The organism is Streptomyces sp. NPDC056296, from assembly GCF_042268605.1.
Taxonomy (GTDB): Bacteria; Actinomycetota; Actinomycetes; order Streptomycetales; family Streptomycetaceae; genus Streptomyces.
In genome coordinates this window covers 25,376-48,415 of the sequence record NZ_JBHJRX010000025.1, presented here as the reverse complement: position 1 = coordinate 48,415, position 23,040 = coordinate 25,376, and the positions used below count along the sequence as shown (strand labels likewise).

Sequence of the window (23,040 nt, the reverse complement as noted above, 5' to 3'; positions counted from 1 at the left end):
TCTGCGGAGGTAGACCGATTCCGGCCGCGAAACTCATCGGCCGCCGCACCGACCGCTAAGGCACCTGCCCGATGCCCGTCCCTCCGCCTTGGCTCCACGATGACCAGGCATGACGCCAAGGACCGCACATACGAGGAAGACGACGCGCGGGGCCTGGCCCGTGGCCCGCGTCCTGCGCGACCGCAACGCGGGCCTGTATCTCGCCGGGGTGGTGGTGTCCGGCTTCGGCACCTCGGCGCTGTGGCTGGCCTCCGGGGTCTGGGTGAAGGACCTCACCGGCTCGGACGGACTCGCGGCGCTGTGCATGCTCGCCATGTGGGCGCCGACGCTGGTGGGCCCGGCGCTGGGCACGCTCGCCGACCGCGTCCGCCGCAAGCCGCTGCTGATCGCCACGAACCTGCTGCCGGCCGTCCTCCTGATGACCCTCTTCGCCGTGGACTCGCCGGACGGGCTGTGGCTGCTGTTCGCGGTCCTGTTCGTGTACGGCGCGGCGGGCGCCGTAAGCGACGCGGCCGAGTCGGCGCTCGTCGCCGCGGTCATCGACCCTCGCCTGCTCGGCGACTTCAACGGGCTGCGCATGACCGCGGGCGAGGGCATGAAGCTGGTGGCGCCGCCGGCGGGGGCGGGCGTCTACGCGGCGTACGGCGGTGCGAGCGTGGCGGCGCTGGACGCGGCGACGTTCGTGCTGGCCACGGGGTTGTACGCGGCCCTGCGGGTACGGGAGGCGCCGCCGCGGCGGCCAGCGGTGAACTGGCGGCGGCAGACGGCCGAGGGCGCCCGGTACCTGTGGGGGCATCCGCGGCTGCGCCCGCTCGTCGTCGCGGGCGGCGTCATGATGCTGTGCGCGGGCGTCTGCGGGCCCACGCTGTACGCCGTGGTCGACTCCCTCGGACACTCCCCCACGTACGCCGGTGTGCTGTACGCCTGCCAGGGCGCCGGCTCGGTGGCGGTCGGCCTGCTGGCGGGGCCCGCCCTGCGGCGACTGGGCGAGCGGTGGTTCGCGGCGGCCGGGATCGCGCTGCTGGCGGTGGCGGTGGCGGTGCGGGCCGTTCCGTACGACGCGGTGGCCCTGGTGTCCAGTGCGGCGGCCGGAGCGGGGATGCCGGCGGTGCTGATCGCCGCCCTGACCGCCGTCCAGCACGCGACGCCGGGGCCGCTGCTGGGGCGGGCCACGGCGACGGCCAACTCCCTGATCTTCATACCGAACGTGCTCGGACTGGCCGCGGGCGCGGCACTGGTCGAGACGGTCGGTCTGCCGCTGCTGCTGCCGACGCTGGGCGTCGTCCTGCTGGCGACGGCGGTGGCACTCGTGGCAGCACCCCGCAACCCTTCGGATACGGGCGCCGGACGCCCCTGAAAGGGGCGCGGGGAACTGCGCGACAAGCCCCCACCGCCCCGCGGCCGAAGCACGACGTCCAGCCCCCACGTCGTCGAGCAGACCTTCGCCCTCCTCCACCAGTTAAACCGCCTTGCCATCCGATGGGACACCGCCTCGAACTCACCATGCCTCCGTCTCGTTGGGCTGCAGCCTCATCTGCTGGAGACGCCTCAAGAAGGCCGGATCACATCCGCGTTAGGAACTACGAGGTCGCCGTGTACCGCTCATGAAGCGGCTACCGCGCGACAGCGTTGGATGAGGTCGGTCGTGGAGACGCCGGCCGTATACCGCACAAGCTGCAACTTTCCCGCAGCGACCACAGGCCCGAAGACCTCTTCGACCGCATCCGCCGTGAGGTCGTCACCATGCACGACCACGTCGATCCCGTGCCGGTCCAGGAACTCGTTCGTGACACGGTAGGGCGCGTCCGGGAGCACCACATCGACGTACCGGCACGCTTCGATCACCGCAACCCGCTCCGCCAGGGTCATGATGGGCCTGCGCTTGTACCCGGCCACGACCTCATCCGAGAGCACTCCGACAATCAGCCGCACCCCGAAGTCCCGCGCGGCTTTCAGCAGCGCGACGTGCCCTGGGCGGAACAGGTCTCCAACCATGTCGACGTAAACGTTCCCGCGCTCAGTCATGTCTGTTGCCCTCTCGACGGTCCCAAGCCGACCAAGACTGGGTCAACGGCCTTGCGCCGTCAACCATCTACCGATCGACGCCCGAAGCGGCTCACGACGGATTGCTCATGATCTTGTTACGAGCCCTATGGGTCCGGCGCCATGGCCTTCTCTCGGCCCATGCCGAGCGAGAGGGGGTTTGCACGCGGCGTTCGGCGTAAGCTGCTTCAAAGCGCGATACCGGCGCGCTCGGCGATCCGAGTAAGCCGTTCATTGCTGCGCTTGTGCTTGGACACCAGGACTCGTGTGAGTTCTAGACTGGTTGGGTGAACGGCTGCCATTTCCGGTGACGTGGCCCATGCCTTCTCAAGGCTTTCAAGGGTTCCGTCCTGGTCGCCTAGCGCGAGCTGAGAGCGGCCGAGATTCATGTAGACCGGAGCGACCCGGTTAGCAGGAAGAGTCATGCCCGCCTGAATAAGGCTTTCGCCGGTTTCCACGGCCCTACGGTGCTGCTCCATATCGGATGCCGTAGAGATGACGTGCGTAGCCGTTTGCTCGGGGCCGAATTGCATCCCGTGTTCGGCCATCTCTTCCGAAACTTCCTCAGCCATCCGCAAAGCGGCCTCGATGTGCTTGTTAGTGGTCTGCTTATCCCTGAGTCAACCGGCAAGGGTCAAGCCTCGCAGATGCAGAACGCCAAGCCCGAATGCCCGTTCGCGTCCGGAGAGCGTAGACTCCGCCTGCACGATGGCATGGTCAATGATGGCCAATCCGCCGGAAAAGTCGCCCGAGTTAAGGAACGTGCCCGCGTCATCGCGTGCGGCAACGATTGCCGAAATAGGATCTGCCCTCTCGGCTGCCATGCGTTGTTTGAGTGTTGCCAATTCAGCCAGATGCATCCACCTATGCCGAGCGGCCAGCCAATAAATGACACCATACACGTCCGCGACCAGACCCCATGCCTTCGATTGTCCTGTGAGATGAGCATGGCTGGTCACCCTGGTGAGTACTCCAGGAAGCCTCTGTAGAACCTTCGAAAGCTCCGTGTCCCAGCGAAGCTGATTCAGTTCGTCGACTTCACCTTGAAGTGTCTCAGGGTTCTGCGGCGGCTCCCCAGGAATGTCGAATCGCCGGATAGCCCAGTTAAGTTCATTCAGGTTTACTTCGGGAGCGCTGCCCAGTAGTTCATCAAGGGTGAGGTTCATCGCGCGGGCAAGGGCGGCGCCGACACCCTGAGTTAGCGCCCTGTCCCCTACTTCAATCTTGCTGAGAAGAGAAACCGACACCCCTGCTCTGCGGGCTAGGGCTACCTGACTTAGCCCATGTTCCTTCCGGTGCGCAGCGACATTGGCGCCTGGTCCGGGTACCTGTGTAGCGCTCATACCTTGCGTCTTCCCCGCTCGGTGACGTCCTCACGTCCCATGGTCCCGCAGCGGCGTGCAACGCGCTCGCCATCTGTGCAAGAAGTGTGCAAGTCGGTGAGCCAGGTGGGGCGTTGACTGATGACGACAGAGACCCCCGCGACCGTGCGACCGGCCCGGGGGCATGGCCAACGCTGAACAGGAGCGTCGACAGTCCATGCTTATCACGCAGCTACTCGAATGGTTGAGCGCGGTCATCTTCGGCCCTCGCACTCCCGGCAGGCACAGCAGCGCGTACGCGCCCCCTGCCGTCCCGCAGGCGCCCACCCCGTACGTCGTTGGCGCGAGGCTGGTCGACGTGGCCACGCTGCGCGCACAGCGCGCCACACCGCCCCCCAGGCCCCTGCCCGGCCCTCACTGGGCGCTGCCCCCTGCCGCCTGGGAGAACGGCCCCGTTGGCCGGCCGTACGTCGCCCACCTGGGCGCCCCGCCGCCCAGGACGGTCCCCGTGGAGGCGCCCTCCTGGGCGGGGCCCTACGCGACCCCGGAGGCTGCCCGATGAGCGCCTGTAAGCAGTGCAGGGCGCTGGAGGCGCTCAAGTCGCAGACCAGTGACGAGAGTCTGAAAACGGACTGCGCCGTGTTGCTGGCTCGCCACCCGCAACACGGGGCCTATCCGGAATCCATCACGGCTGCCCTGCGGACCCTGGAAACGGGCGCACAGGAGCGTGCCCCGCTGAGTGTGCGAGTGGCCGAAGCAAACCGGCGCAGCAGGGGGCGACTGTGACACGCGCGATCAGCAAAGCCGCGGAATGGGCACTCGGGCCTGAAGCCGGAGAGGGCGCACCGCAGGCCGTCCATTCCGCGGTGTGCATGGACTGCGGCCAGGAAGCACCGGCATCGGACCACGGCCGTGTGCCTGTGGAGATGTGGGCGCTCAAGCACACGGGCCTGAACCCCTCGCACCGCCAGTACAAGGCCATGATCGAGACCTATTGGCGGGTGACCCCGGCAGAGGGCAACCCCTACCGCGAGAGCGACATACAGAGCGTCTGAGCGCTCAGCACCAAACCCGATGGCTGCCGCTCCGGGGCGCTGCGAGGCGCAAGGGCAGCGACGCATGCCCCCGCCCAGGCGTCCTCCACCTGGGCGGCCAACGCCCCCGACCGAGCGAGCAAGGGCACACGGTTGGGGGCGTCTTGTAGTGTGCGCCGATCACTGCCGGTCAGTCACGGAAGGGTCACGGAACGGGTGTGCGTGCGTCTCAATCCCGGGCGCCCAGGACGGCCCTGTACCCTCGAATACCGACTGTTTCCGCAGGTCAGACGTCACCCACACTTAGGAAGGTGCAAGGCCCCCAGACCCCCGCTTTCGGCCCTGAACGGGCCTCGTCATCAAACGCCGGACGGGCTGTCCCTCATGGCACGACCACGATCTTCCGTCCCACCCCCGCCGCGAACTGCTCCAGCGCCTCCGGGTAGCGGTCCAGCGGGATGCGGTCGCTGATGAAGACGTCCGGGTCCAGGACGCCGTTCGCGAACAGTTCGGCGGCGCGTTCGTAGCTGTGCAGGACCGCCATCGAGCCGGTGATGGTGATCTCCTGGTTGTAGATGCGGTACGGGTCGATCTGCACTCGTGTCGCGTAGTCGGCCACGCCGAACTGGAGGAACGTGCCCGCCTTGGCGACCCGGTCCAGGCCGTCCTGGATGGCCGCCGCGTTGCCGGTCGCGTCGATGACGAGGTCCCAGCCCTGCGGGCGGTCCAGTTCGTCCGGGGTCGCGGCCGAGGCCGAGACGCCGAGGCCGCGGGCCGTTTCCAGGCGGGCCGGGTTGAGGTCGACCATGTCGACGCCGGCCGCGCCGGTGCGCTTGGCCAGCTCCAGCATCATCAGGCCCATGGTGCCGGAGCCGTAGATCAGGACGTGGGCGCCGAGGCGGGACTGGAGGACGTCGTAGCCGCGGACCGCGCAGGAGAGCGGTTCGATCAGGGCCGCGTCCTGGGTGCGGACGTGCTCGGGGAGCTTCACGCAGTTGGCCACGGGTGCCACCGCGTACTTCGCGGCGCCGCCGGCCGTCGTCACGCCGATGGCCGCCCAGCGTTCGCAGAGGTTGTTGTGGCCGGTGCGGCAGTAGCGGCACTCGTAGCAGTAGAGGGACGGGTCGACCGCGACCTGGTCGCCGACGGACACCTCCGTGACCCGGTCGCCGACGCCGACCACCTCGCCGGCGAACTCGTGGCCCGGCACGATGGGGAGCTTGGGCGCGAACTCGCCCTGGAGGATGTGCAGGTCGGTGCCGCACAGGCCGCAGGCGGCGACCTCCACGACGACCTCGCGCGGCCCTGGCGTCGGGTCGGGGACCTCGGTGACGACGGCACGGCCCACGGACTCGATGACGGCGGCCTTCATTTCACGGCTCCAAGCGACAGGCCCTGGACCAGTTTGTCCTGGGCGGCGAACCCCGCGGCGAGCACCGGCAGGGAGATGACGAGCGACGCGGCGCACACCTTGGCCAGGAAGAGGCCCTGGCTGGTGATGAAGCCGGTCAGGAAAACGGGGGCGGTCTCGGCGACCACGCCCGTCAGCACCCGGGCGAAGAGCAGTTCGTTCCAGCTGAAGATGAAGCAGATGAGCGACGTCGCGGCGATGCCGGGGAGGGCGATCGGGGCGACCACCCGGGCCAGGATCGTCGGCAGCCTCGCGCCGTCCACCCGGGCCGCCTCGATGATCGCGACCGGGACCTCGGCCAGGAAGGACTGCATCATCCAGACGGCGATCGGCAGGTTCATGGACGTGTAGAGGATGACCAGCAGCCAGATGTTGTCCAGCATGTCCGTGTTCTTGGCGAACAGGTAGATCGGCAGCAGGCCGGCCACCACCGGCAGCATCTTGGTGGAGAGGAAGAAGAACAGGACGTCCGTCCACTTCTTCACCGGGCGGATGGAGAGGGCGTACGCGGCGGGCAGGGCCAGGACCAGGACGAAGAGGGTCGAGGCGACCGATGCCACCGCCGAGTTGATCAGCGCCGGCCAGGGGCTGGCGCCACCGCCCGCGCCGAAGAACTCGCGGTAACCGTCCAGGGTGAGGGAGGCCGCGAAGGACGGTGGGTTGGTGGCGGCGTCCTCCTCCGAGTGGAAGGAGGTCAGGGCCATCCAGGCGATCGGCAGGAAGAAGACGATTCCGGCCAGCCAGGCCACCAGGCCCAGACCGGCACCCGCCTTGCGGCGGACTCGCACGGGCTTGGCACCGGTGGTGCCGGTGGCTGCGGGTCGTACGGCGGTGGCGCTCATGCGCGGCCGACCTCCTCGCGGAACAGGGACGACACCACGCGCAGCGCGAAGGTGGCGATGATGATGGAGCCGATGACGACCAGGACGCCCGCGGCCGAGGCGAGACCGTTCTCGTGGGCCTGGTAGAAGCTCTGGTAGACGGTGTAGGGCAGGTTGGCGGTGCCCAGGCCGCCGGACGTGATCGTGAAGACCGCGTCGAAGTTCTGGACGATGTAGATCGAGCCCAGCAGGGCGCCGAGTTCCAGGTAGCGGCGCAGGTGGGGGAGGGTGAGGTGGACGAAGATCTGCCAGTCGCTCGCGCCGTCCACCCGGGCGGCCTCGATCTGCTGCTGGTCCCGGCTCTGCAGTCCGGCCAGCAGGATGAGCATCATGAAGGGCGTCCACTGCCACACCAGCGAGGCCTCGACCGCGAGCAGCGGGGTGTTCGAGATCCAGTCCGGCTGTGGGCCGCCGACGTAGTGCAGCAGGCCGTTGAGCAGGCCGTACTCCGGGTTGTAGAGGACGTGCTTCCAGAGCAGGGCCGCCGCCACCGGGACCACCAGGAACGGGGCGATCAGCAGGGTGCGGACCACGCCCCGGCCCTTGAACCGGCGGTCCAGGAGCAGGGCGAGTGCCAGGCCGAGGACCAGGCTGGCGAGGACCACGGCCACCGTCAGCAGGATCGTCGTCCACACCGACTTGCGCAGCGCCGGGTCGGACAGGACGTCGCCGTAGTTGCCGAAGCCGGTGAAGGTGCGGGCGTCCGGGTAGAGGGAGTTCCAGTCGAAGAAGGAGATCACCAGGGTCGCCACGAAGGGCAGCTGGGTGACCACGATCATGAAGATCAGGGCGGGCAGGAGGGGGGCCCGGGTGGCCCAGGCCCGCAGCCGGGAGGACGGCGGACGGACGGTGGGTCGTGCGTGGTCGGGTGCGGCCGAGGGGGCCGTTGTCGTGGCGGTCATCGTCCCTCGTACTCCTCGGAGATCTGCTCGGCGAGCTGCTGGGACTTCTTCAGGGCCTCCTCGACGGACTGGCGTCCGGCGATGGCCGCGCTGATCTCCTGGGAGACCTTGGTGCCGAGGTCGGTGAACTCGGGGATGCCGACGAACTGGATGCCGGGCGCGGGGCGCGGCTGGACGCCGGGGTCGTTCGGCTTGGCGCCCTCGATGGCCTCCCTGGTCATCTCCTGGAAGGCGGCGGCCTCCTTGACGTAGTCCGGGTTCTCGTACGTCGAGGCGCGCTTGCCGGCCGGGACGTTGGACCAGCCGATCTCGTCGCCGACCAGCTGCTCGTACTCCTTGCTGGACGCCCAGGAGACGAACTTCCAGGCCTTGTCGGCGTTGCGGGAGGCCTTCTGGATGCCCCAGGCCCAGGTGTAGAGCCAGCCGGAGGACTCGGTCTTCTCCACGGGGGCGGGCGCGTAGCCCATCTTGCCCTTGACGGGGGAGTTCGCCGACTCCAGCGATCCGGCGGCGGAGGTGGCGTCGTACCACATGGCGACGTTGCCCTGCGTCATGTTGTTCAGGCACTCGGCGAAACCGGACTGGGCGGCGCCGGACTGGCCGTGCTCGCGGACGAGGTCGACGTAGAACTTCGTCGCCCTCTCCCACTCGGGGGAGTCCAGTTGTGCCTGCCAGTCCGTGTCGAACCAGGTGCCGCCGAAGGTGTTGACGACCGTCGTCAGCGGCGCCATCAGCTCGCCCCAGCCGGGCAGGCCGCGCAGGCAGATGCCCTTCATGTCCGGCTCGGCCCCGTCGAGTTCGGCGGCGAGTTCGGCCACCTGGGTCCAGGTGGGGTGCTCGGGCATCGTCAGGCCCTCCTTGGCGAACACGTCCTTGCGGTACATCAGGAAGGACGACTCGCCGTAGAAGGGCTGGCCGTAGAGCTTGCCGTCGTCGCCGGTGAGGGACTCGCGCATCGGCCCCAGGATGTCCTTCTCGTCGTACGCCGGGTCCTCGGCGACGTAGGAGTCCATCGGCTGCAGCCACTCGTTGCGGGCGTAGATCGGTATCTCGTAGTTGGAGAGGGTGGCGACGTCGTACTGGCCCGCCTGGTTGGCGAAGTCCTGGCTGATCTTGTCGCGGACGTCGTTCTCCGGCAGGACGGTGAAGTTCACCTTGATGCCGGTCTCCTCGGTGAAGTGGTCGGCGGTGAGTTTCTGCAGCTCGACCATCTGCGGGTTGTTGACCATCAGGACGTTGATGGCGTTGCCGCCGGATCCGGCGCCGCCCGCCCCGACCCAGCAGCCGGAGAGCAGCGGGGCGAGCAGCGTCCCTGCGGCGGCCATGGCGAGCGTGGCTCGCGGCCTCCGTCGGCTCTGGGTTCGCATGGATCGCTCCTGAACATATGGGGAGGTATGGGGCAGTGCGGGGCGTAGGGGTGCCCTGCGGGGACGTGCGTGTTGTTCTCAGACGCGGATGATCTGCGGACCGAGCAGCGAGTAGCGGTGGGCCTCGGCCGTGGGCAGCAGTGTGCTGGTGACGATCGCCTCCAGGGCGCCGACCTCCGCGAACCGGCAGAAGCTGACCGCCCCGAACTTGGTGTGCGTGCCCGCGAAGACGGTGCGGCGGGCGGCGCGGATCGCCTGGGTCTTGACCTCGCTGACCGCCGGGTCGGGGGTGGTGAGGCCGTGTTCGCGGGAGATGCCGTTGGCGCCGATGTACGCCAGGTCGATGACGAACCCGGCCAGCATCTTCGTCGTCCAGTGGTCGACGGTGGCCAGCGTGCCCGAGCGGACCCGGCCGCCGAGCAGCAGCACGGACATGTCGCCGGCCTCGGCGAGCGCGCCGGCGACCGGCAGGGACGCGGTGACCACGGTCAGCGGCCGGTCCCGGGGCAGGGCCTCGGCGATGAGCTGGGGGGTGAAGCCCTCGTCGACGAAGACCGTCTCCGCGTCGCCGAGCAGCTCGGCGGCCGCGGCGGCGACCCGGCGCTTCTCGGGCACGTGGCTGGTGGCGCGGAAGGCGAGCGTGGTCTCGAACCCGGCGCTCTCCACGGGGTAGGCGCCCCCATGGGTGCGGCGGACCAGGCCGTGGTCCTCCAGGGCGCGCAGGTCCCGTCGTACGGTCTCCTTCGCGACGCCCAGGTCGGCCGCGAGCGCGGTGACGTCGACCGAGCCGGTGGCGCGGGCGACCCGCACGATCTCGTGCCGGCGTTCTTCCGTCGTCCTCGTGCCCATGCCGAACACCTGCCTCACCGCCTTGTCGCCGTGTCCTTGCCCGTTCGGGCCCGTGGGGCCCATGGAGGAAGTTCTACAGCGGCCGTGCGGCACTGACCAGGCCTGTTGCGGACCCGATACTGCCCGCTTGTGCCCGTTCCGGTCGCCGGGTGCCCGGCGCGGACCTGGCAGGCAGCGGGGCGGGGCGTGAGAACGGGCAGCGCGGATGCCCGCATGCCGAAGCGGGCGGGCCCGTTCGGTGCCCGCCCGCCTCGTGATCGATCGGTTTCCGGTCAGTACGGCCAGATCGGGGGGTCGGTCACGAAGTGGCCGCCGAGGCGGGCGTGCGCCGGGTTGTCCGGGTCGAGGTCGCCCTGCTCGGCGACGAGCTTCTCGGCGTACGGCTCGGAGTCGTCCCGCGGTTCGTAACCGAGCGCCCGCGCGGAGGCGAGGTCCCACCACAGGCGGGTGTTGGCGGAGGAACCGTGGACGACGGTGTGCCCGACGTTCTCGGCGGTCAGGGCGGCGTGGAAGAGGCGGGCGCCGTCGGCGGGGCTCATCCACACCGAGAGCATGCGCACGCTGGTCGGCTCGGGGAAGCAGGAGCCGATGCGGACCGAGACGGTCTCCATGCCGTGCTTGTCCCAGTAGAACTGGGCGAGGTCCTCGCCGAAGGACTTGGACAGGCCGTAGAAGGTGTCCGGGCGGCGCGGGGTGTCGATCGGGATGAGGGGGTCGTCGCCCTGGGGGCGCGGGGTGTAGCCGACGGCGTGGTTGGAGGAGGCGAAGACGACGCGCCGGATGCCTTCCTCGCGGGCGGCCTCGTAGAGGTTGTACGTCCCCTCGATGTTGGCCTTCAGGATCTTCTCGAACGGGGCTTCCAGGGAGATGCCCGCGAGGTGGATGATCGCGTCGACACCCCGGACCGCCTCGCGCACGGCCGCCCGGTCGGCGAGGTCGGCGACCACGGCGTCCGGCTCGCCCTCGATCGGGCGCAGGTCGAGCAGGCGCAGCGTGTACCCGTGGTCGGGAAGCAGGTCCCGCATCAGGGTGCCGAGGCCGCCGGCGGCGCCGGTGAGCAGGACGGTGCGGGGAGCGGGCATCCTCGGGACTCCTGGTTTTCCTGAAGCGGCGACAGTTGTACGAATCCGTGCCTGGAGTTCATATGTGTGGACACGGTAAAGAGCGGGTGGTCGCGCGTCAAGGGGCGCCTGCTTGACGGTGTTCGCGAGGCGACTTAACGTGGTCACGTTCAGAAATGTAGACACAGATCATGGATATGGAATGGGGAGCGCCCGTGACCTCAGCCCCTCTCGCCGCCCGGCTCACCACCCCCAGCGGTCCGCTGTTCTTCCCCGTCACGGCCTACGGACCCGGCGGCGAGGCCGACCTCGACGCCTTCCGCACGCACGTGCGCCGCGGGATCGAGGCCGGGGCCGCCGCCGTGTTCGCCTGCTGCGGCACCGGTGAGTTCCACGCGCTCACCCCGGAGGAGTTCCAGGCCTGCGTCCGGGCGGCCGTCGAGGAGACCGCGGGCAGGGTGCCCGTCCTGGCGGGCGCGGGCTACGGCACCGCCCTCGCCGTGCGCTACGCCCGCCTCGCCGAGGAGGCCGGGGCCGACGGGCTGCTGGCCATGCCGCCGTACCTGGTGCTCGCCGGGCAGGAGGGGCTGCTGCGGCACTACCGGGAGGTGGCCGCCGCGACCTCCCTGCCGGTGATCGTCTATCAGCGCGACAACGCCGTGTTCACACCGGAGAGCGTGGTCGCACTGGCCCGCACGGACGGGATCGTCGGCCTCAAGGACGGGCTCGGCGACCTCGACCTCATGCAGCGGATCATCAGCGCCGTGCGCACCGAGGTGCCCGGCGACGACTTCCTCTACTTCAACGGGCTGCCGACCGCCGAGCAGACGCAGCTCGCCTACCGCGCGCTCGGCGTCACCCTCTACTCGTCCGCCGCGTTCTGCTTCGCCCCCGAGATCGCCCTCGCCTTCCACCGGGCGCTCCGCTCGGGCGACGACGCCGTCGCGCACCGCCTGCTGGACGGCTTCTACCGGCCGTTCGTCGAACTGCGCGCACAGGGCCGCGGGTACGCCGTCGCCCTGGTCAAGGCGGGCGTACGGCTGCGCGGGCTGGACGTGGGGGAGGTGCGGCCGCCGTTGCAGGAGCCGACCGAGGACCATGTGAAGCAACTCGCCCAGCTGATCGAGCGGGGTTACGCGCTGCTCGACGAGGAGGGCCTCAAGTGAGGGCGTCGGCGTTCGTCTACCCCTGGGACGTCAACGGGGACCCGTCGGCGGCGGAGTGCATCGCCGGGACCGGCGTCGAGCAGGTGACGCTCGCCGCCGCCTACCACTCCACCCGCGCCCTCACCCCCCGCCACCCGCGCCACCGCGTCGTCACCGCCGAGTACGCCGCCGTCCTCTACCCGCCGGACGCCCGCTGGAAGGGACGGGACCTGCGCCCTTACGAGGCCGGTGACTGGGCGCCCGGCGACGCCTGGGGCGAGGCCGCCGCCGCCCTCGCGGGCGCGGGCCTGGACGTGCACACCTGGGTCGTCCTCGCCCACAACTCCCGCCTCGGCGCCGAGCGTCCGCACACTTCCGTCGTCAACGCCTACGGCGACCGCTACCCATGGGCGCCCTGTATCGCGCAGCCCGCCACGCGCGCGTACCTCACCGACCTGGCCGCCGAGGCGGCGGTGCGGCCGGGGGCGGGCGGCACCGAACTCGAGTCCCTCGGCTGGTACGGGCTCGCCCACCTGCACGCCCACGACAAGACCGGCGGAGTCGGCCTCGGGGACGCCGGGCAGTACCTGATGTCGCTGTGCTTCTGCCCGGACTGCCGGGCGGGCTACGGCGGACAGGGCCTCGATCCCGATGGACTGGCCGCCGCCGTGCGCGCCGCGCTCGAACCGGTGTGGCGGGGAGCGGGGCCGTCGGACGGGGGCTGGGCCGGCGTGGCGAAGCTGCTCGGCGAGGCGCCGGCGAACGCCACGCGCGCGTGGCGGGACGAGACCGCCCGCACGCTCCAGGAGGCGGCGGTCGCGGCCGTACGCGCCGCCGCGCCCGACGGCTTCCGGGTCCTGCTGCACGCCGACCCCGTCTCGTACCACTGCGGCGCCAACGCCGGCGTCGACCCCGCGCACATCCTGTCCGTCGCGGACGGCGTGGTCGTGCCTTGCACGGGCGGCGCGGGCCTGCTGACGCCCTTCGCCGAGCAGGACCGCGCCGGGGCCGTACTCGCCGCCAACCTCACCGTGGTCTCCGGCATGGGCGGCAGACCGGACAGGCTCGCGGCCGACGCCGCCCGCGCGCGCGAACTGGGCGCGACGGAACTGCGGCTGTACCACGCGGGGCTGGCGTCGGACGGGGATCTGGAGGGGGTGCGGGCGGGGCTGCGGGTGAGGTGAGCGGGTCGGTTGCGGAGTCTGCCCAGGCCCCTGATGTTCGGGGCCCCTTGCGGGAGATCACGGGCAGGATCCGCGGTGCAGCAGTTGTCGGCGTACGGCCGTGGAGTCGTACGCCTTGTCGCCCAGGACGGACTCGGGTCGCCGTCGTGGTCGGCCGGGCCGTCCGGCGACGGGCGGGATGCCGTCGACCAAGTCGAGGGTCTGGGTGATGTCGTTGACGTTGGCGACAGTTGTGATGACGTGCAGTGGAGTGCCCTTGCCGTCGCAGATCAAGTGATGCTTGCTGCCCGTCTTCCGCCGGTCGACCGGCGACGGACCAGTCGCAGCTCCCCCCTTTCGCGCGGACGTGAGAACCGTCCACACACACGCGCGGGACCAGTCGAGGTCGCCGGCCGCGTTCAGCTCGGCGAGCAGGAAGGCGGTGCAGTTCCTCGAAGACTCCAGCCTGCTGCCAGCGGTCCAGACGGCGCCAGCAGGTCTGTCCGGGTCCGAACCCCAGCTCCAAGGGGCAGGAATCGCCAGGCGATGTCCTGATGCAGGACGTACAAGATGCCCTGCAAGCACAGCCGGTCATCAACCGGCCTCGGCCCTGGCGACCGCTCGGGCCAGGGCGGGAGGAGCGGTTCGATCCGTGCCCACAAGCCGTCGTCCACCATCCAAGGCCGAGTCGTCACACGACACGAACGGCGGGCGCAGCCCCAGGGACGGGAAGGGAAGGGGCGGCGGGGGCGAAAACCCCTGGGCCCTCCCCCCGCACCCCTCCTACGATCCCCGCATGCCCAAACCGAACGGCTTCGTCTACACCACCACCGCGAACGGCACCGTCCACATCACCCACCACAACCACCCCGCCACCACCCTCAACGGCTCCCGAGCCGCCCGCTTCCTCCAGGAGGTCACGGCTGGCGACCCCCAGCTGGTCATGGCCCGCTGGACGGGCAACTACAAACACGGAAACGAACGCACGGCCCGCAATCACCCCCGCAACAACCCCCGGCCCCGCCGCTGACCCGATTGGCCCCCGGGTAAGGGAACGGTAAAACGCCCTCGCTCGTTCACCCGGCATGACAGCTATGACCCCCGGCTCGAACATCCCCCTCTCCGCCGCCCGCGTGACGGTGGACGTCGCCGCGCCCGTGCGGCTCGACGTATCGGGCCTGCTGCTCACCGCCGACGGCAAGGTGCGCTCCGACGACGACTTCATCTTCTACAACCAGCCCACCGGCCAGGGCGTGACCTACCGCTCCGGCGGCGGCGCCGCCCCGGACGCGATCGTGGTCGACACCTCCGCGGTGCCGCCGGGCATCGAGAAGATCGTCGTCACCGCCAGCCCGGACGCCGCCGGGCAGACCTTCCAGGGCATCGAACCGACCGCCACCATCCGCAACGCGGACGACAACTCCGTCCTCGCCTCCTTCACGCCCCCGCAGCTCGGCGCCGAGACCGCGCTGGTGATCGTGGAGGTCTACCTGCGCAACGGCGCCTGGAAGGCCCGCGCGGTCGGCCAGGGCTACTCCAACGGCCTCGCCGGCATCGCGACGGACTTCGGCGTCACGGTCGAGGAGCCCGCTGCCCCGGCCGCCCAGCCGGCCACCCCGCCGGCCCCGCAGCGGTCCCAGGCGGCCACCCCGCCGCCCCCGCCCGCCGCCGCGCCCACGATGCCCTCCGCACCGCCCACCGCACCGGCCGCCCCGCCGGCCCCCGCCCCGGGCGCCGGGAAGATCAACCTCGACAAGGGCCGGGTCAGCCTCCAGAAGAACCAGACCGTCTCCCTCGTCAAGGGCGGCCGGCCGATGCTCTCCCAAGTCAAGATGGGCCTCGGCTGGGAGCCGGCGTACCGCGGCAAGGACATCGACCTGGACGCGTCCGTCATCGCGTACGGCCCGCAGCGCAACCACATCGACAGCTGCTACTTCGGCAAGCTGTCCATCGTCGGCGGCGCCATCAAGCACTCCGGGGACAACCTCACCGGCGAGGGCGGCGGCGACGACGAGGTCATCACTGTCGACCTGGGTCGGCTCCCGCAGGAGGTCAGCGGCCTGGTCTTCACGGTGAACTCCTTCTCCGGCCAGAAGTTCACGGAGGTCGCCAAGGCCTACTGCCGCCTCATGGACGCCGCGACCGGTGAGGAACTGGTCCGCTTCGACCTCACCAGCGCCGAGCCGCAGACCGGCGTGATGATGGCGAAGCTGATCCGGCAGTACTCCGGCGAGTGGGAGATGACCGCCATGGGCGACTTCGTCAAGTCCCGCACGGTCCGGGGCATGGTGAAGCCGTCGGCCCAGGCGCTGTAGGCAACCGGCAGGTGGGGCGCCCCCGGCACCACCGGCGCCCCACCAACGCCGCCTACGCCCGCAACCCGCCCCACACCAGGGACAGATACCGGCGGACGGACTCCCCGGCCTCCCCGGCGTCCCCGCCCTCCCCGTCGGTCGACTCGGACGCCGTCACCACCCCGTGCACCAGCCGCAGCACCTCGATCGGCTCGACGTCCCGCCGCAGCGTCCCCTCGTCCCGCGCCGCCCGCACCAGCCGCCCGGCCGCGCCCCGCACACAGTCGCCGCACGCCGTGTCCACCGCCGAGCCACCGGCCGTGACGGCGGTGCCCAGCAACGCCTTCATCCCGCGGACCTGGATCATCCCCACGGCCAGCTCGTTCAGCCACTCCAGCAACGCCTCGCCCGGCGCCCGCTCGGCCGCGATCACGTCGGCGCGCGCCGCGATCGCCTCGATCCGGTCGAGATAGGCGGCCTCCAGCAACGCCCGCCGCGTCGGGAAGTGCCGGTACAGCGTGCCGGTCCCGACTCCCGCGCGCTTGGCGATGTCGTCCAGGGAGGCGCCTTCGCCATGTTCGGCGAAAGCCGCCGCCGCGACCTCCAGCAGCCGCTCACGGTTGCGGCGGGCATCCGCGCGCATGGCCCTGACCTGCGCCATCCCACTACTCCCTGCACACAGAGGATTCTCGCCGCACCTTACCGCGCGCCCGCCCGACCCTGTCCCGAACGGCCCACACGACCGGAAGGAACCATTCCGTGCGCGCCGGATCTCCTGCCCATCGATGATGACCTTGGTGTTGCTGGTGTTCGCGTTGTACGCGCTCAGCGGATGGATAGCGGTACTCGTGGCCTTCGGGTACGTACTGGGGACGCTGGCGCGCATGCGGCCGGTGGACCTGATGCGCGTCGAGGGGCCGTGGCAGGTGAGGCTGTTCGTCCCGACGCGCGCCTACCTCCGCCTGGACCGGGTCGCGACCCTCTGCCTGATGCTGTTCGACCTGTGGGTCGTGTCCCTGATCCTGCTGCTCGGACAGGAGGGCATCTTCACCGAGGACTGGATGGCGCATCCGGGCATGATGGACACCTCCGCCGCCTCGTTCCAGAGCGACGCCGTGCACGCTCTGCTCACCATCATGTGGTGGACGTGCGGTTTCGCGGTCCTGTGCCGGTGGTGGACGGCGGCGGTGGCACAGCTGTGCGTCCTGTCGGCGGCGGCCTGGTGGATCGGCTCCTTCGAGACGTTCTGGAACAGCTGACGCCCCAGAGCACTATCGCCCGTCCGCCGAAGCGGACGGGCCCACTCGTAGGTGTGATCCCCTGTTCTAACGCCGCTGCCGCTTCCACGGCCCGGTGATGGCGAGCAGGATGCCGGGGTCCTGGATGTTGGCGTAAAGGGTCTTTCCGTCGGGCGAGAAGGTGACGCCGGCGAACTCGCTGTACTCGGGCTCCTCTTCGGATCCGACGTTCAGGTCGTTGCGGGCGATGGGGTACGTGCGCCCGCTGTCGGTGGCGCCGAACAGGTGCTGGACGCCGTCGCCGTCCTCGGCGATGACGATGCCGCCGTACGGGGAGACGGTGATGTTGTCGGGGCCGTCGAAGGCGCCGTCCGCCGACGGGTCGGGGTTGACGCCGAGGAGGACCTTGAGGGTGAGGGTGCGGCGCCCCGGGTCGTAGAACCAGACCTGGCCGTCGTGCGGCCGGCCGGGGCTCTCGTCACGGGCGAACGAGGAGACGATGTACGCGCCGCCGTCGGCCCACCACATGCCCTCCAGCTTGCGGGCGCGGGTGACCTGGCCGGCGCCGAACTGCCTGCGCACGGAGGTGCTCTGCGCGTCGCGGTCGGGGACGTCGATCCAGTCGACGCCGTAGACGGTGCCGGTCCTCGTCGCGCGGGAGAGGTCGTCGACGAACTTGCCGCCGGAGTCGAAGCACTTGAACGCCTGGAGGACCCCGGCGTCGTCGGCGAGGGTGCGCAGCCTGCCGCGGCCGTGCCGGAAGCCCTCCGGCGGGGTCCAGCGGTAGAAGAGGCCGTTGGGGCCGGAGGCGTCCTCGGTGAGGTAGAGGTGGCCGCGCCTGGGGTCGACGACGACGGCCTCGTGGGCGTAGCGGCCGAGCGCCTTGATCGGCTTGGGATCGCGGTTGGCGCGGCGGTCCTCGGGGTCGACCTCGAAGACGTAGCCGTGGTCCTTGGTCATCCCCTCCTCGCCGGCCTTGTCCTCGGTCTCCTCGCAGGTCAGCCAGGTTCCCCAGGGGGTGCTGCCGCCCGCGCAGTTCTGGGCGGTGCCGGCGATGCCGACCCACTCGGCGACGTGGCCGCCGCGGCGGACCTCGACGACCGTGCAGCCGCCGGCCGCGGCGGGGTCGTAGACGAGGCCCTCGATGAGCGGGACGGGGTGGTCCCAGTCGTCGCGGTGGCCGCCGAGCTCGTGGTTGTTGACGAGGAGGGTGGTGCCGCGCGGGCCGTCGAAGGTGGCGGTGCCGTCGTGGTTGGACGGGGTGTACTCGCCCGACTCCAGCTTGGTCCGGCCGCAGTAGGTGAGGATCTCGTAGCGGAAGCCTGCGGGCAGGGCGAGGATGCCGTCCGGGTCGGGGATCAGCGGCCCGTAGCCGACCCCGCCGTGGTCGTGTCCGTGGCCTCTGCCGTGCTCCTCCCCCGCGCTCTCGGTGTCCGTGGACGCGAGGGCGTTCGGGGCGGTGGCGAGGGCGCCGACGCTGCCCGCCAGCACGACTCCGGCGCCGGTGAGCGCGGAGCGACTGGCGAAGTCCCTGCGGGTGAGCGACATGGTGACTCCTGTAACGGTGGACGTGCCGGACGTGCCGTGGAGGGTGGCGGACCTCGGTCCGGCGACACGGTTCCGCCCACGCCTGAACGGCGGTTGAACTACGCACGGCGCCCGTGCGGCAGCCCGCACAACCACGAACCCGCCCCCTGTACCCGCGGGCACCCTCCCGCATAGCCGCGGCCACGCACACCCCCCGGCAACCGCGGGCATTCGTGCCGCCTAGGGCGGCACGGGTGGGCGCGGCGGCACCCCGCAACGCCGGGCCGCGCCACCCACCCCCGCCCAGCTGACCGGCGTGCAACAGGCTCCGCCCGACGCACCCCGACGCACCCCGACGCGCCCGGCGTCAGCCCCCCTGCTGCGACCGTGCCTTGAACGCCGCCTTGCGCGCTTCCTTCGCCACCTTCTTGTCGGGATGCAGCCGCCCCATCGCCTCCAGGACGTCCGGCGTGGCCGGGTGGTCGACCCGCCACACCGTGTCGAAGAACCCGCTGTGCTGCCGGGCCAGCCCCTCCACCAGCGCACGCAGTTCCTCGGAGTTCCCCTCGGCCGCGAGCTGTGCCGCCACGGTGTCGATGGTCAGCCAGAAGACCATCTCCTGCGGCGGGGCGGGAACGTCCCGCGCGCCGTGCTCGGTCAGCCAGACCCGGGCCAGGCCGCCCAGCTCGGCGTCGTCGAGGACCTCCCGCAGCGCGGGCTCCGCCTCGGCGCCGACCAGGGACAGCGCCTGCTGGCAGCGCAGCCGGCGCAGGGGCGCGCCGGTGTCCGAGCCGCGTGCCGCCGCCAGCAGTTCACGGGCCGCGTCGAGAGGGCTCCGGCCGGCCAGCCACAGCTCGGTCTCGGCGTGCGCCGCGGCCGGCGGGAAGGGGGCGGTGCCGTCGAGCAGCGCGTCGGCGCCCTTGTCGGTGAGGTCGCCGACGGCGGGTGCCTCGAAGCCGGCCTCCAGGAGCCGGGCGCGCAGTCCGTACAGGCCGAGCGGGGTGAGCCGCACCATGCCGTAGCGGGCGACGTCGGTCTCGTCGACGGGCGCCGCGGGCTCCTCGTCCGCGTCGGCCATCAGGGCCTCGTCGACCGGCTGGTACTCGACGAGGCCGATGGGCTCCAGCAGCCGGAACTGGTCGTCCAGCCGCATCATCGCGTCGGACACCTGCTCCAGCACGTCGTTGGTGGGCTCGCCCATGTCGCTGGGCACGATCACGGACGCCGCCAGCGCGGGCAGCGGCACCGAGGCGTCGCCGGGGCGGTCCTCGCCGACGGTGAGCAGGTAGAGGTTGCCGAGCACGCCGTCGAGGAACTCGGCCTCGGCCTCCGGGTCCCAGTCGAGGGACGACAGGTCGACCTCGCCGCCCTCGGCCATCGCGTCGACCAGGTCGTCGAGGTCGGGCACGCTCGCGTCGGCGAGCACCGCCTCCAGGGCGGTGAGCCACAGCCCGAGCACGTCCTGCGGAGAGCCGCCGGTGAGCAGGGCGACGTCCTCGCCCGCCGCGACGGTGCCCGCCTCCTCGTCGGTGATCTCGACGAGCCCGGTGTCCACGGCGATCCGCCACGCCTCGCTCGCGTGGGCCGCGGCGTCGTCCCCGCTCAGCCCGAGCTCCTCGGCCGCCGTCGGCAGCTGCTCCTCGACGAGCCCGCCCCCGGCGTCGACACGGGTGTCGGGACCGGCCCAGCGGGCCAGCCGGGCGGCCCGGGAGAGCACCGGCGTGGACAGCGCGTCGCGGGCCAGTTCCGCTTCGGCGCGCAGCCGTGCGGGCGGCAGGGTGGAGCTGTCTGACATCGGCTGTTTCTCCTCGCGCGCCTTGACCGCCGTACGGCCATCCGGACGCCGTACGGCTCAACAGCTCAGCCTAGACGGGTTTCCACCCATGCCGCCCGGTTCATCTCCCCGACGGGTGGCGTACATGGCCGAAACCTTGACAACTGGCGTGGCCAAGCAGGAGATTGACGCGCGTAGAAAGCGGGGGGACAAGTGTTCACTCAGGTCCACGTGTGCCTGCGGCCCCTCGCGTCCCATCACCCTCGTTCCGTCGCGCCACACCCTCGTCCCACCCTCGTCCCGGCGCTCTGTCACGTCCCCGGAGGGATCACGTTGGCCAGCAAGTCCTCCGCGCGCCTCGCCGCGCTCACCGTCGCCGCAGTCTGCTCGGCGGCGTCCACGGTCGTCCTCACCTCGCCCGCGCACGCCGACTCCGTGCGCGTCCACGACATCCAGGGCAGCACCCGGCTGTCGCCGTACGCCGGCAAGCAGGTCACGGACGTGGCCGGAATCGTCACCGGAGTCCGCGGCTACGGCAACTCCAGAGGTTTCTGGATCCAGGACCAGAAGCCCGACGCCGACCCGGCCACCAGCGAGGGCGTCTTCGTCTTCACCGGCTCCACCCCGAAGGGCGTCGCCGTCGGTGACGCGGTCACCGTGTCCGGCACGGTCTCGGAGTACGTGCCCGGCGGCACCTCCTCCGGCAACCAGTCGCTGACCGAGATCACCCGCCCGACGTTCACGGTCGTCTCCAGCGGCAACGCGGTCCCGGCCGCGACGACCGTCTCCGCCCGCACCGTGCCGCGCGCATACGCCCCCGAGGGCGACGAGGCCGGGAACGGCTCGGTCAACGGCCTGCCGCTGCGGCCCGCGCGTTACGCCCTGGACCACTACGAGTCCCTGGAGGGCATGAACGTCCGGGTCGCCGACGCCCGCGTGGTCGGCGCCTCCGACCCGTACACCGAGCTGTGGGTCACGGTGAAGCCCTGGGAGAACGCCAACCGCCGAGGCGGCACGGTGTACGGCTCCTACGACTCCCAGAACACCGGCCGGCTGCAGATCCAGTCCCTGGGCAAGCCGGCCGACTTCCCCGACGCCAACGTGGGCGACACCCTCGCCGGAACCACCGCGGGCCCGCTGGACTACAACCAGTACGGCGGCTACACGCTGGTCGCGAGCGAGATCGGCGTGCTGGAGAGCGGGGACCTGGAGCGCGAGTCGACGCGCCGGCAGAGCAGCCGCGAGCTGGCGGTGGCGACGTACAACGTCGAGAACCTCGACCCGTCCGACGGCACCTTCGCCGCGCACGCCGAGGCGATCGTGCACAACCTCGCGTCGCCCGACATCGTGTCCCTGGAGGAGATCCAGGACAACAACGGCGCCACCGACGACGGCACGGTGGCCGCCGACGCGACGGTCGGCAAGCTGATCGACGCGATCGTCGCGGCCGGCGGCCCGCGCTACCACTGGCGCGGCATCGACCCGGTCGACGGCGAGGACGGCGGCCAGCCCGGCGGCAACATCCGCCAGGCGTTCCTGTTCAACCCGGAGCGGGTCTCCTTCACCGACCGCGGGTCCGGCGACGCGGCCACCGCGACCGGGGTGACGAAGGTGCGCGGCAAGGCGGCGCTCACCCACTCCCCCGGCCGCGTGGACCCGGCGAACACCGCCTGGGAGGACAGCCGCAAGCCGCTGGCCGGCGAGTTCGTCTTCCGCGGCCGCACCGTCCTGGTCATCGCCAACCACTTCAACTCCAAGGGCGGCGACCAGAGCCTGTCCGCGCAGTACCAGCCGCCCTCGCGCGGCTCGGAGACACAGCGCCACCTCCAGGCGAAGGCCGTGAACACCTTCGTCAAGGACGTGCTCTCCACTCAGAAGAACGCGGACGTCATCGCCCTCGGCGACATCAACGACTTCGAGTTCTCCAGGACCACGCGCATCCTGGAGGACGACGGCGCCCTGTGGTCGGCGGTCAAGTCGCTGCCTCGGAGCGAGCGTTACTCCTACGTCTACCAGGGCAACAGCCAGGTCCTCGACCAGATCCTGGTCAGCCCGTCGATCCGGTGGGGCGGGCGCCTGTCGTACGACAGCGTGCACGTCAACGCCGAGTTCCACGACCAGATCAGCGACCACGACCCGCAGGTGCTGCGGTTCCGTCCGTAACCGGCGGGCGAAGGGGGCGGGTTCAGCGGGGCACGAGGCCGAGGGCGTGGTCGTAGCGGTTGACCGTACTGCTCTTCAGGCCCGGCCAGTTCCGCACCCGCTCCCACTGGTCCGACGCCGAGCCGACGCCGTCGCCCGGTGCGGCGAGGGCGTCGATGTGGGCCTGGGCGCTCTCCCACTCGGCGTAGTTGAGGACCCGGGTGCCGTCGGTGCTGAGGTGGAAGTGGGCGGAGATGCCGCCGGGGTGCGGCTCCGGCTCGCTCGCCAGGGCCTCGAAGACGGCGTCCACCCAGGCGCGCTGCCGCTCGGGGTCGGGTCCCTCGAACTCGACGTCGACGATCACGATGCAGCCCGGGACGGGTGCCGGCCCGTTCCCGCGGGTGCCGCCGCGGTAGTGCCGGTACCTGCCGAGCCACAGCCGCTCGATGCCGGGCACGGCGGTGTCGATCTCGTCGACGCGCTCCTGCCGGTGCGTCTTGACGAAGGCCTCGTACGCCTGCTCGCTCGCCCACTGCGAGTGGTGCAACAGCGTGCTGCCGTCGTGGCCGGTGTAGACGTGGTAGCCCAGCAGGTCGTCGGCAGGCCAGGGGCGGCGCTCCCAGGTACGGGCGATGGCGTCGACCGTCTGCCGCTGCCGCTCGGGCGTGCCCACACTCCAGGTACTGAAGAAGGGCGCTTGGACATCGGCGCGGGCGAGTTCGGGGTGTGCGTCGGTACGGCGGGTCATGCCGGCCTCCACTGATCGGGGCGTCGGTTGCACGCACCACTCTCCGACCTCGACCAAGGTTGAGGTCAAGCGCCTTCCGAAATGCACCCCGGTACCGGTACGACGTGCACCGGCAAGACATGCGTGACGAGGGGCCCCG

At 70.9% G+C, this 23,040-nt stretch carries 24 protein-coding genes; 9 read left to right on the top strand and 15 right to left on the bottom strand.

Annotation, left to right across the window (positions count from 1 at the left end):
* Nucleotides 1-109 precede the first annotated feature (109 nt).
* The gene (locus ACFCZF_RS19755; RefSeq protein WP_376672739.1) at nt 110-1,357 is read left to right on the top strand and encodes an MFS transporter; all 1,248 of its coding nucleotides are present in this window, start codon (nt 110-112) and stop codon (nt 1,355-1,357) included.
* A 245-nt stretch (nt 1,358-1,602) separates the two neighbouring features.
* On the opposite strand, the gene ACFCZF_RS19750 is transcribed toward ACFCZF_RS19755, so the two are convergent.
* The 3 genes from ACFCZF_RS19750 to ACFCZF_RS19740 form a co-directional block, all read right to left on the bottom strand.
* Nucleotides 1,603-2,025 (bottom strand): adenylyltransferase/cytidyltransferase family protein, encoded by a 423-nt coding sequence (locus ACFCZF_RS19750; RefSeq protein WP_376672738.1) that lies wholly within the window; start codon nt 2,023-2,025, stop codon nt 1,603-1,605.
* A 206-nt stretch (nt 2,026-2,231) separates the two neighbouring features.
* Nucleotides 2,232-2,615: a hypothetical protein gene (locus ACFCZF_RS19745; RefSeq protein ID WP_376672737.1), complete on the bottom strand. Its 384-nt coding sequence runs from the start codon at nt 2,613-2,615 to the stop codon at nt 2,232-2,234.
* A 48-nt stretch (nt 2,616-2,663) separates the two neighbouring features.
* Entirely contained in the window at nt 2,664-3,386 is a 723-nt protein-coding gene (locus ACFCZF_RS19740; protein ID WP_376672736.1) for a helix-turn-helix domain-containing protein, read from the bottom strand.
* A gap of 196 nt (nt 3,387-3,582) precedes the next feature.
* On the opposite strand from ACFCZF_RS19740, the gene ACFCZF_RS19735 reads away from it, so the two are divergent.
* On the top strand, nt 3,583-3,927 hold the full coding sequence (locus ACFCZF_RS19735; protein WP_375924326.1) for a hypothetical protein: 345 nt from the start codon (nt 3,583-3,585) through the stop codon (nt 3,925-3,927).
* A 352-nt stretch (nt 3,928-4,279) separates the two neighbouring features.
* Complete coding sequence (locus ACFCZF_RS19730; RefSeq protein ID WP_376672735.1) at nt 4,280-4,420, top strand: hypothetical protein; 141 nt, start codon at nt 4,280-4,282, stop codon at nt 4,418-4,420.
* Between the two features lie 361 nt (nt 4,421-4,781).
* Here the strand turns inward: ACFCZF_RS19730 and ACFCZF_RS19725 are convergent, their stop codons facing one another.
* The 6 genes from ACFCZF_RS19725 to ACFCZF_RS19700 form a co-directional block, all read right to left on the bottom strand.
* Complete coding sequence (locus ACFCZF_RS19725; protein ID WP_376672734.1) at nt 4,782-5,771, bottom strand: zinc-dependent alcohol dehydrogenase family protein; 990 nt, start codon at nt 5,769-5,771, stop codon at nt 4,782-4,784.
* Entirely contained in the window at nt 5,768-6,652 is an 885-nt protein-coding gene (locus ACFCZF_RS19720; RefSeq protein ID WP_376672733.1) for a carbohydrate ABC transporter permease, read from the bottom strand. Before ACFCZF_RS19720 ends, ACFCZF_RS19725 begins: the two co-directional genes overlap by 4 nt.
* Nucleotides 6,649-7,593: a carbohydrate ABC transporter permease gene (locus ACFCZF_RS19715; protein ID WP_375924332.1), complete on the bottom strand. Its 945-nt coding sequence runs from the start codon at nt 7,591-7,593 to the stop codon at nt 6,649-6,651. Before ACFCZF_RS19715 ends, ACFCZF_RS19720 begins: the two co-directional genes overlap by 4 nt.
* A complete protein-coding gene (locus ACFCZF_RS19710) occupies nt 7,590-8,960 on the bottom strand; it encodes an ABC transporter substrate-binding protein (protein WP_376672732.1) in 1,371 nt (456 codons plus the stop codon). Before ACFCZF_RS19710 ends, ACFCZF_RS19715 begins: the two co-directional genes overlap by 4 nt.
* 78 nt (nt 8,961-9,038) lie before the next feature.
* The gene (locus ACFCZF_RS19705; protein ID WP_375924336.1) at nt 9,039-9,809 is read right to left on the bottom strand and encodes a DeoR/GlpR family DNA-binding transcription regulator; all 771 of its coding nucleotides are present in this window, start codon (nt 9,807-9,809) and stop codon (nt 9,039-9,041) included.
* Nucleotides 9,810-10,081: 272 nt separating this feature from the next.
* Entirely contained in the window at nt 10,082-10,891 is an 810-nt protein-coding gene (locus ACFCZF_RS19700) for an NAD-dependent epimerase/dehydratase family protein (RefSeq protein ID WP_376672731.1), read from the bottom strand.
* Between the two features lie 194 nt (nt 10,892-11,085).
* Between ACFCZF_RS19700 and ACFCZF_RS19695 the strand changes: the two genes are divergently transcribed.
* Both ACFCZF_RS19695 and ACFCZF_RS19690 read left to right on the top strand, forming a co-directional pair.
* The gene (locus ACFCZF_RS19695) at nt 11,086-12,036 is read left to right on the top strand and encodes a 5-dehydro-4-deoxyglucarate dehydratase (RefSeq protein ID WP_376672730.1); all 951 of its coding nucleotides are present in this window, start codon (nt 11,086-11,088) and stop codon (nt 12,034-12,036) included.
* Nucleotides 12,033-13,199: a hypothetical protein gene (locus tag ACFCZF_RS19690; protein WP_376672729.1), complete on the top strand. Its 1,167-nt coding sequence runs from the start codon at nt 12,033-12,035 to the stop codon at nt 13,197-13,199. Before ACFCZF_RS19695 ends, ACFCZF_RS19690 begins: the two co-directional genes overlap by 4 nt.
* A gap of 57 nt (nt 13,200-13,256) precedes the next feature.
* Here the strand turns inward: ACFCZF_RS19690 and ACFCZF_RS19685 are convergent, their stop codons facing one another.
* Both ACFCZF_RS19685 and ACFCZF_RS19680 read right to left on the bottom strand, forming a co-directional pair.
* On the bottom strand, nt 13,257-13,562 hold the full coding sequence (locus tag ACFCZF_RS19685; protein WP_375924344.1) for a transposase: 306 nt from the start codon (nt 13,560-13,562) through the stop codon (nt 13,257-13,259).
* A gap of 35 nt (nt 13,563-13,597) precedes the next feature.
* Complete coding sequence (locus ACFCZF_RS19680) at nt 13,598-13,855, bottom strand: transposase (protein WP_375924346.1); 258 nt, start codon at nt 13,853-13,855, stop codon at nt 13,598-13,600.
* Between the two features lie 119 nt (nt 13,856-13,974).
* Here ACFCZF_RS19680 and ACFCZF_RS19675 point away from each other — a divergent pair, with 119 nt between their 5' ends.
* On the top strand, nt 13,975-14,208 hold the full coding sequence (locus tag ACFCZF_RS19675; protein ID WP_375924348.1) for a hypothetical protein: 234 nt from the start codon (nt 13,975-13,977) through the stop codon (nt 14,206-14,208).
* 64 nt (nt 14,209-14,272) lie between these two features.
* Nucleotides 14,273-15,493: a TerD family protein gene (locus ACFCZF_RS19670; RefSeq protein ID WP_375924356.1), complete on the top strand. Its 1,221-nt coding sequence runs from the start codon at nt 14,273-14,275 to the stop codon at nt 15,491-15,493.
* Between the two features lie 52 nt (nt 15,494-15,545).
* Here the strand turns inward: ACFCZF_RS19670 and ACFCZF_RS19665 are convergent, their stop codons facing one another.
* Nucleotides 15,546-16,133 carry a TetR/AcrR family transcriptional regulator gene (locus tag ACFCZF_RS19665; protein ID WP_376672728.1) on the bottom strand — a complete coding sequence of 196 codons (588 nt, stop codon included), beginning with the start codon at nt 16,131-16,133 and terminating at the stop codon, nt 15,546-15,548.
* A gap of 124 nt (nt 16,134-16,257) precedes the next feature.
* Here ACFCZF_RS19665 and ACFCZF_RS19660 point away from each other — a divergent pair, with 124 nt between their 5' ends.
* On the top strand, nt 16,258-16,731 hold the full coding sequence (locus ACFCZF_RS19660) for a hypothetical protein (RefSeq protein ID WP_376672727.1): 474 nt from the start codon (nt 16,258-16,260) through the stop codon (nt 16,729-16,731).
* Between the two features lie 66 nt (nt 16,732-16,797).
* On the opposite strand, the gene ACFCZF_RS19655 is transcribed toward ACFCZF_RS19660, so the two are convergent.
* Both ACFCZF_RS19655 and ACFCZF_RS19650 read right to left on the bottom strand, forming a co-directional pair.
* The gene (locus tag ACFCZF_RS19655) at nt 16,798-18,258 is read right to left on the bottom strand and encodes an alkaline phosphatase PhoX (RefSeq protein WP_376672726.1); all 1,461 of its coding nucleotides are present in this window, start codon (nt 18,256-18,258) and stop codon (nt 16,798-16,800) included.
* 346 nt (nt 18,259-18,604) lie between these two features.
* On the bottom strand, nt 18,605-20,032 hold the full coding sequence (locus ACFCZF_RS19650) for a hypothetical protein (RefSeq protein ID WP_376672725.1): 1,428 nt from the start codon (nt 20,030-20,032) through the stop codon (nt 18,605-18,607).
* 312 nt (nt 20,033-20,344) lie between these two features.
* Between ACFCZF_RS19650 and ACFCZF_RS19645 the strand changes: the two genes are divergently transcribed.
* Entirely contained in the window at nt 20,345-22,174 is a 1,830-nt protein-coding gene (locus ACFCZF_RS19645) for an endonuclease/exonuclease/phosphatase family protein (protein ID WP_376672724.1), read from the top strand.
* 22 nt (nt 22,175-22,196) lie between these two features.
* Here ACFCZF_RS19645 and ACFCZF_RS19640 read toward each other — a convergent pair whose 3' ends face one another.
* Nucleotides 22,197-22,901: an antibiotic biosynthesis monooxygenase gene (locus ACFCZF_RS19640; protein ID WP_376672723.1), complete on the bottom strand. Its 705-nt coding sequence runs from the start codon at nt 22,899-22,901 to the stop codon at nt 22,197-22,199.
* Nucleotides 22,902-23,040 lie beyond the last annotated feature (139 nt).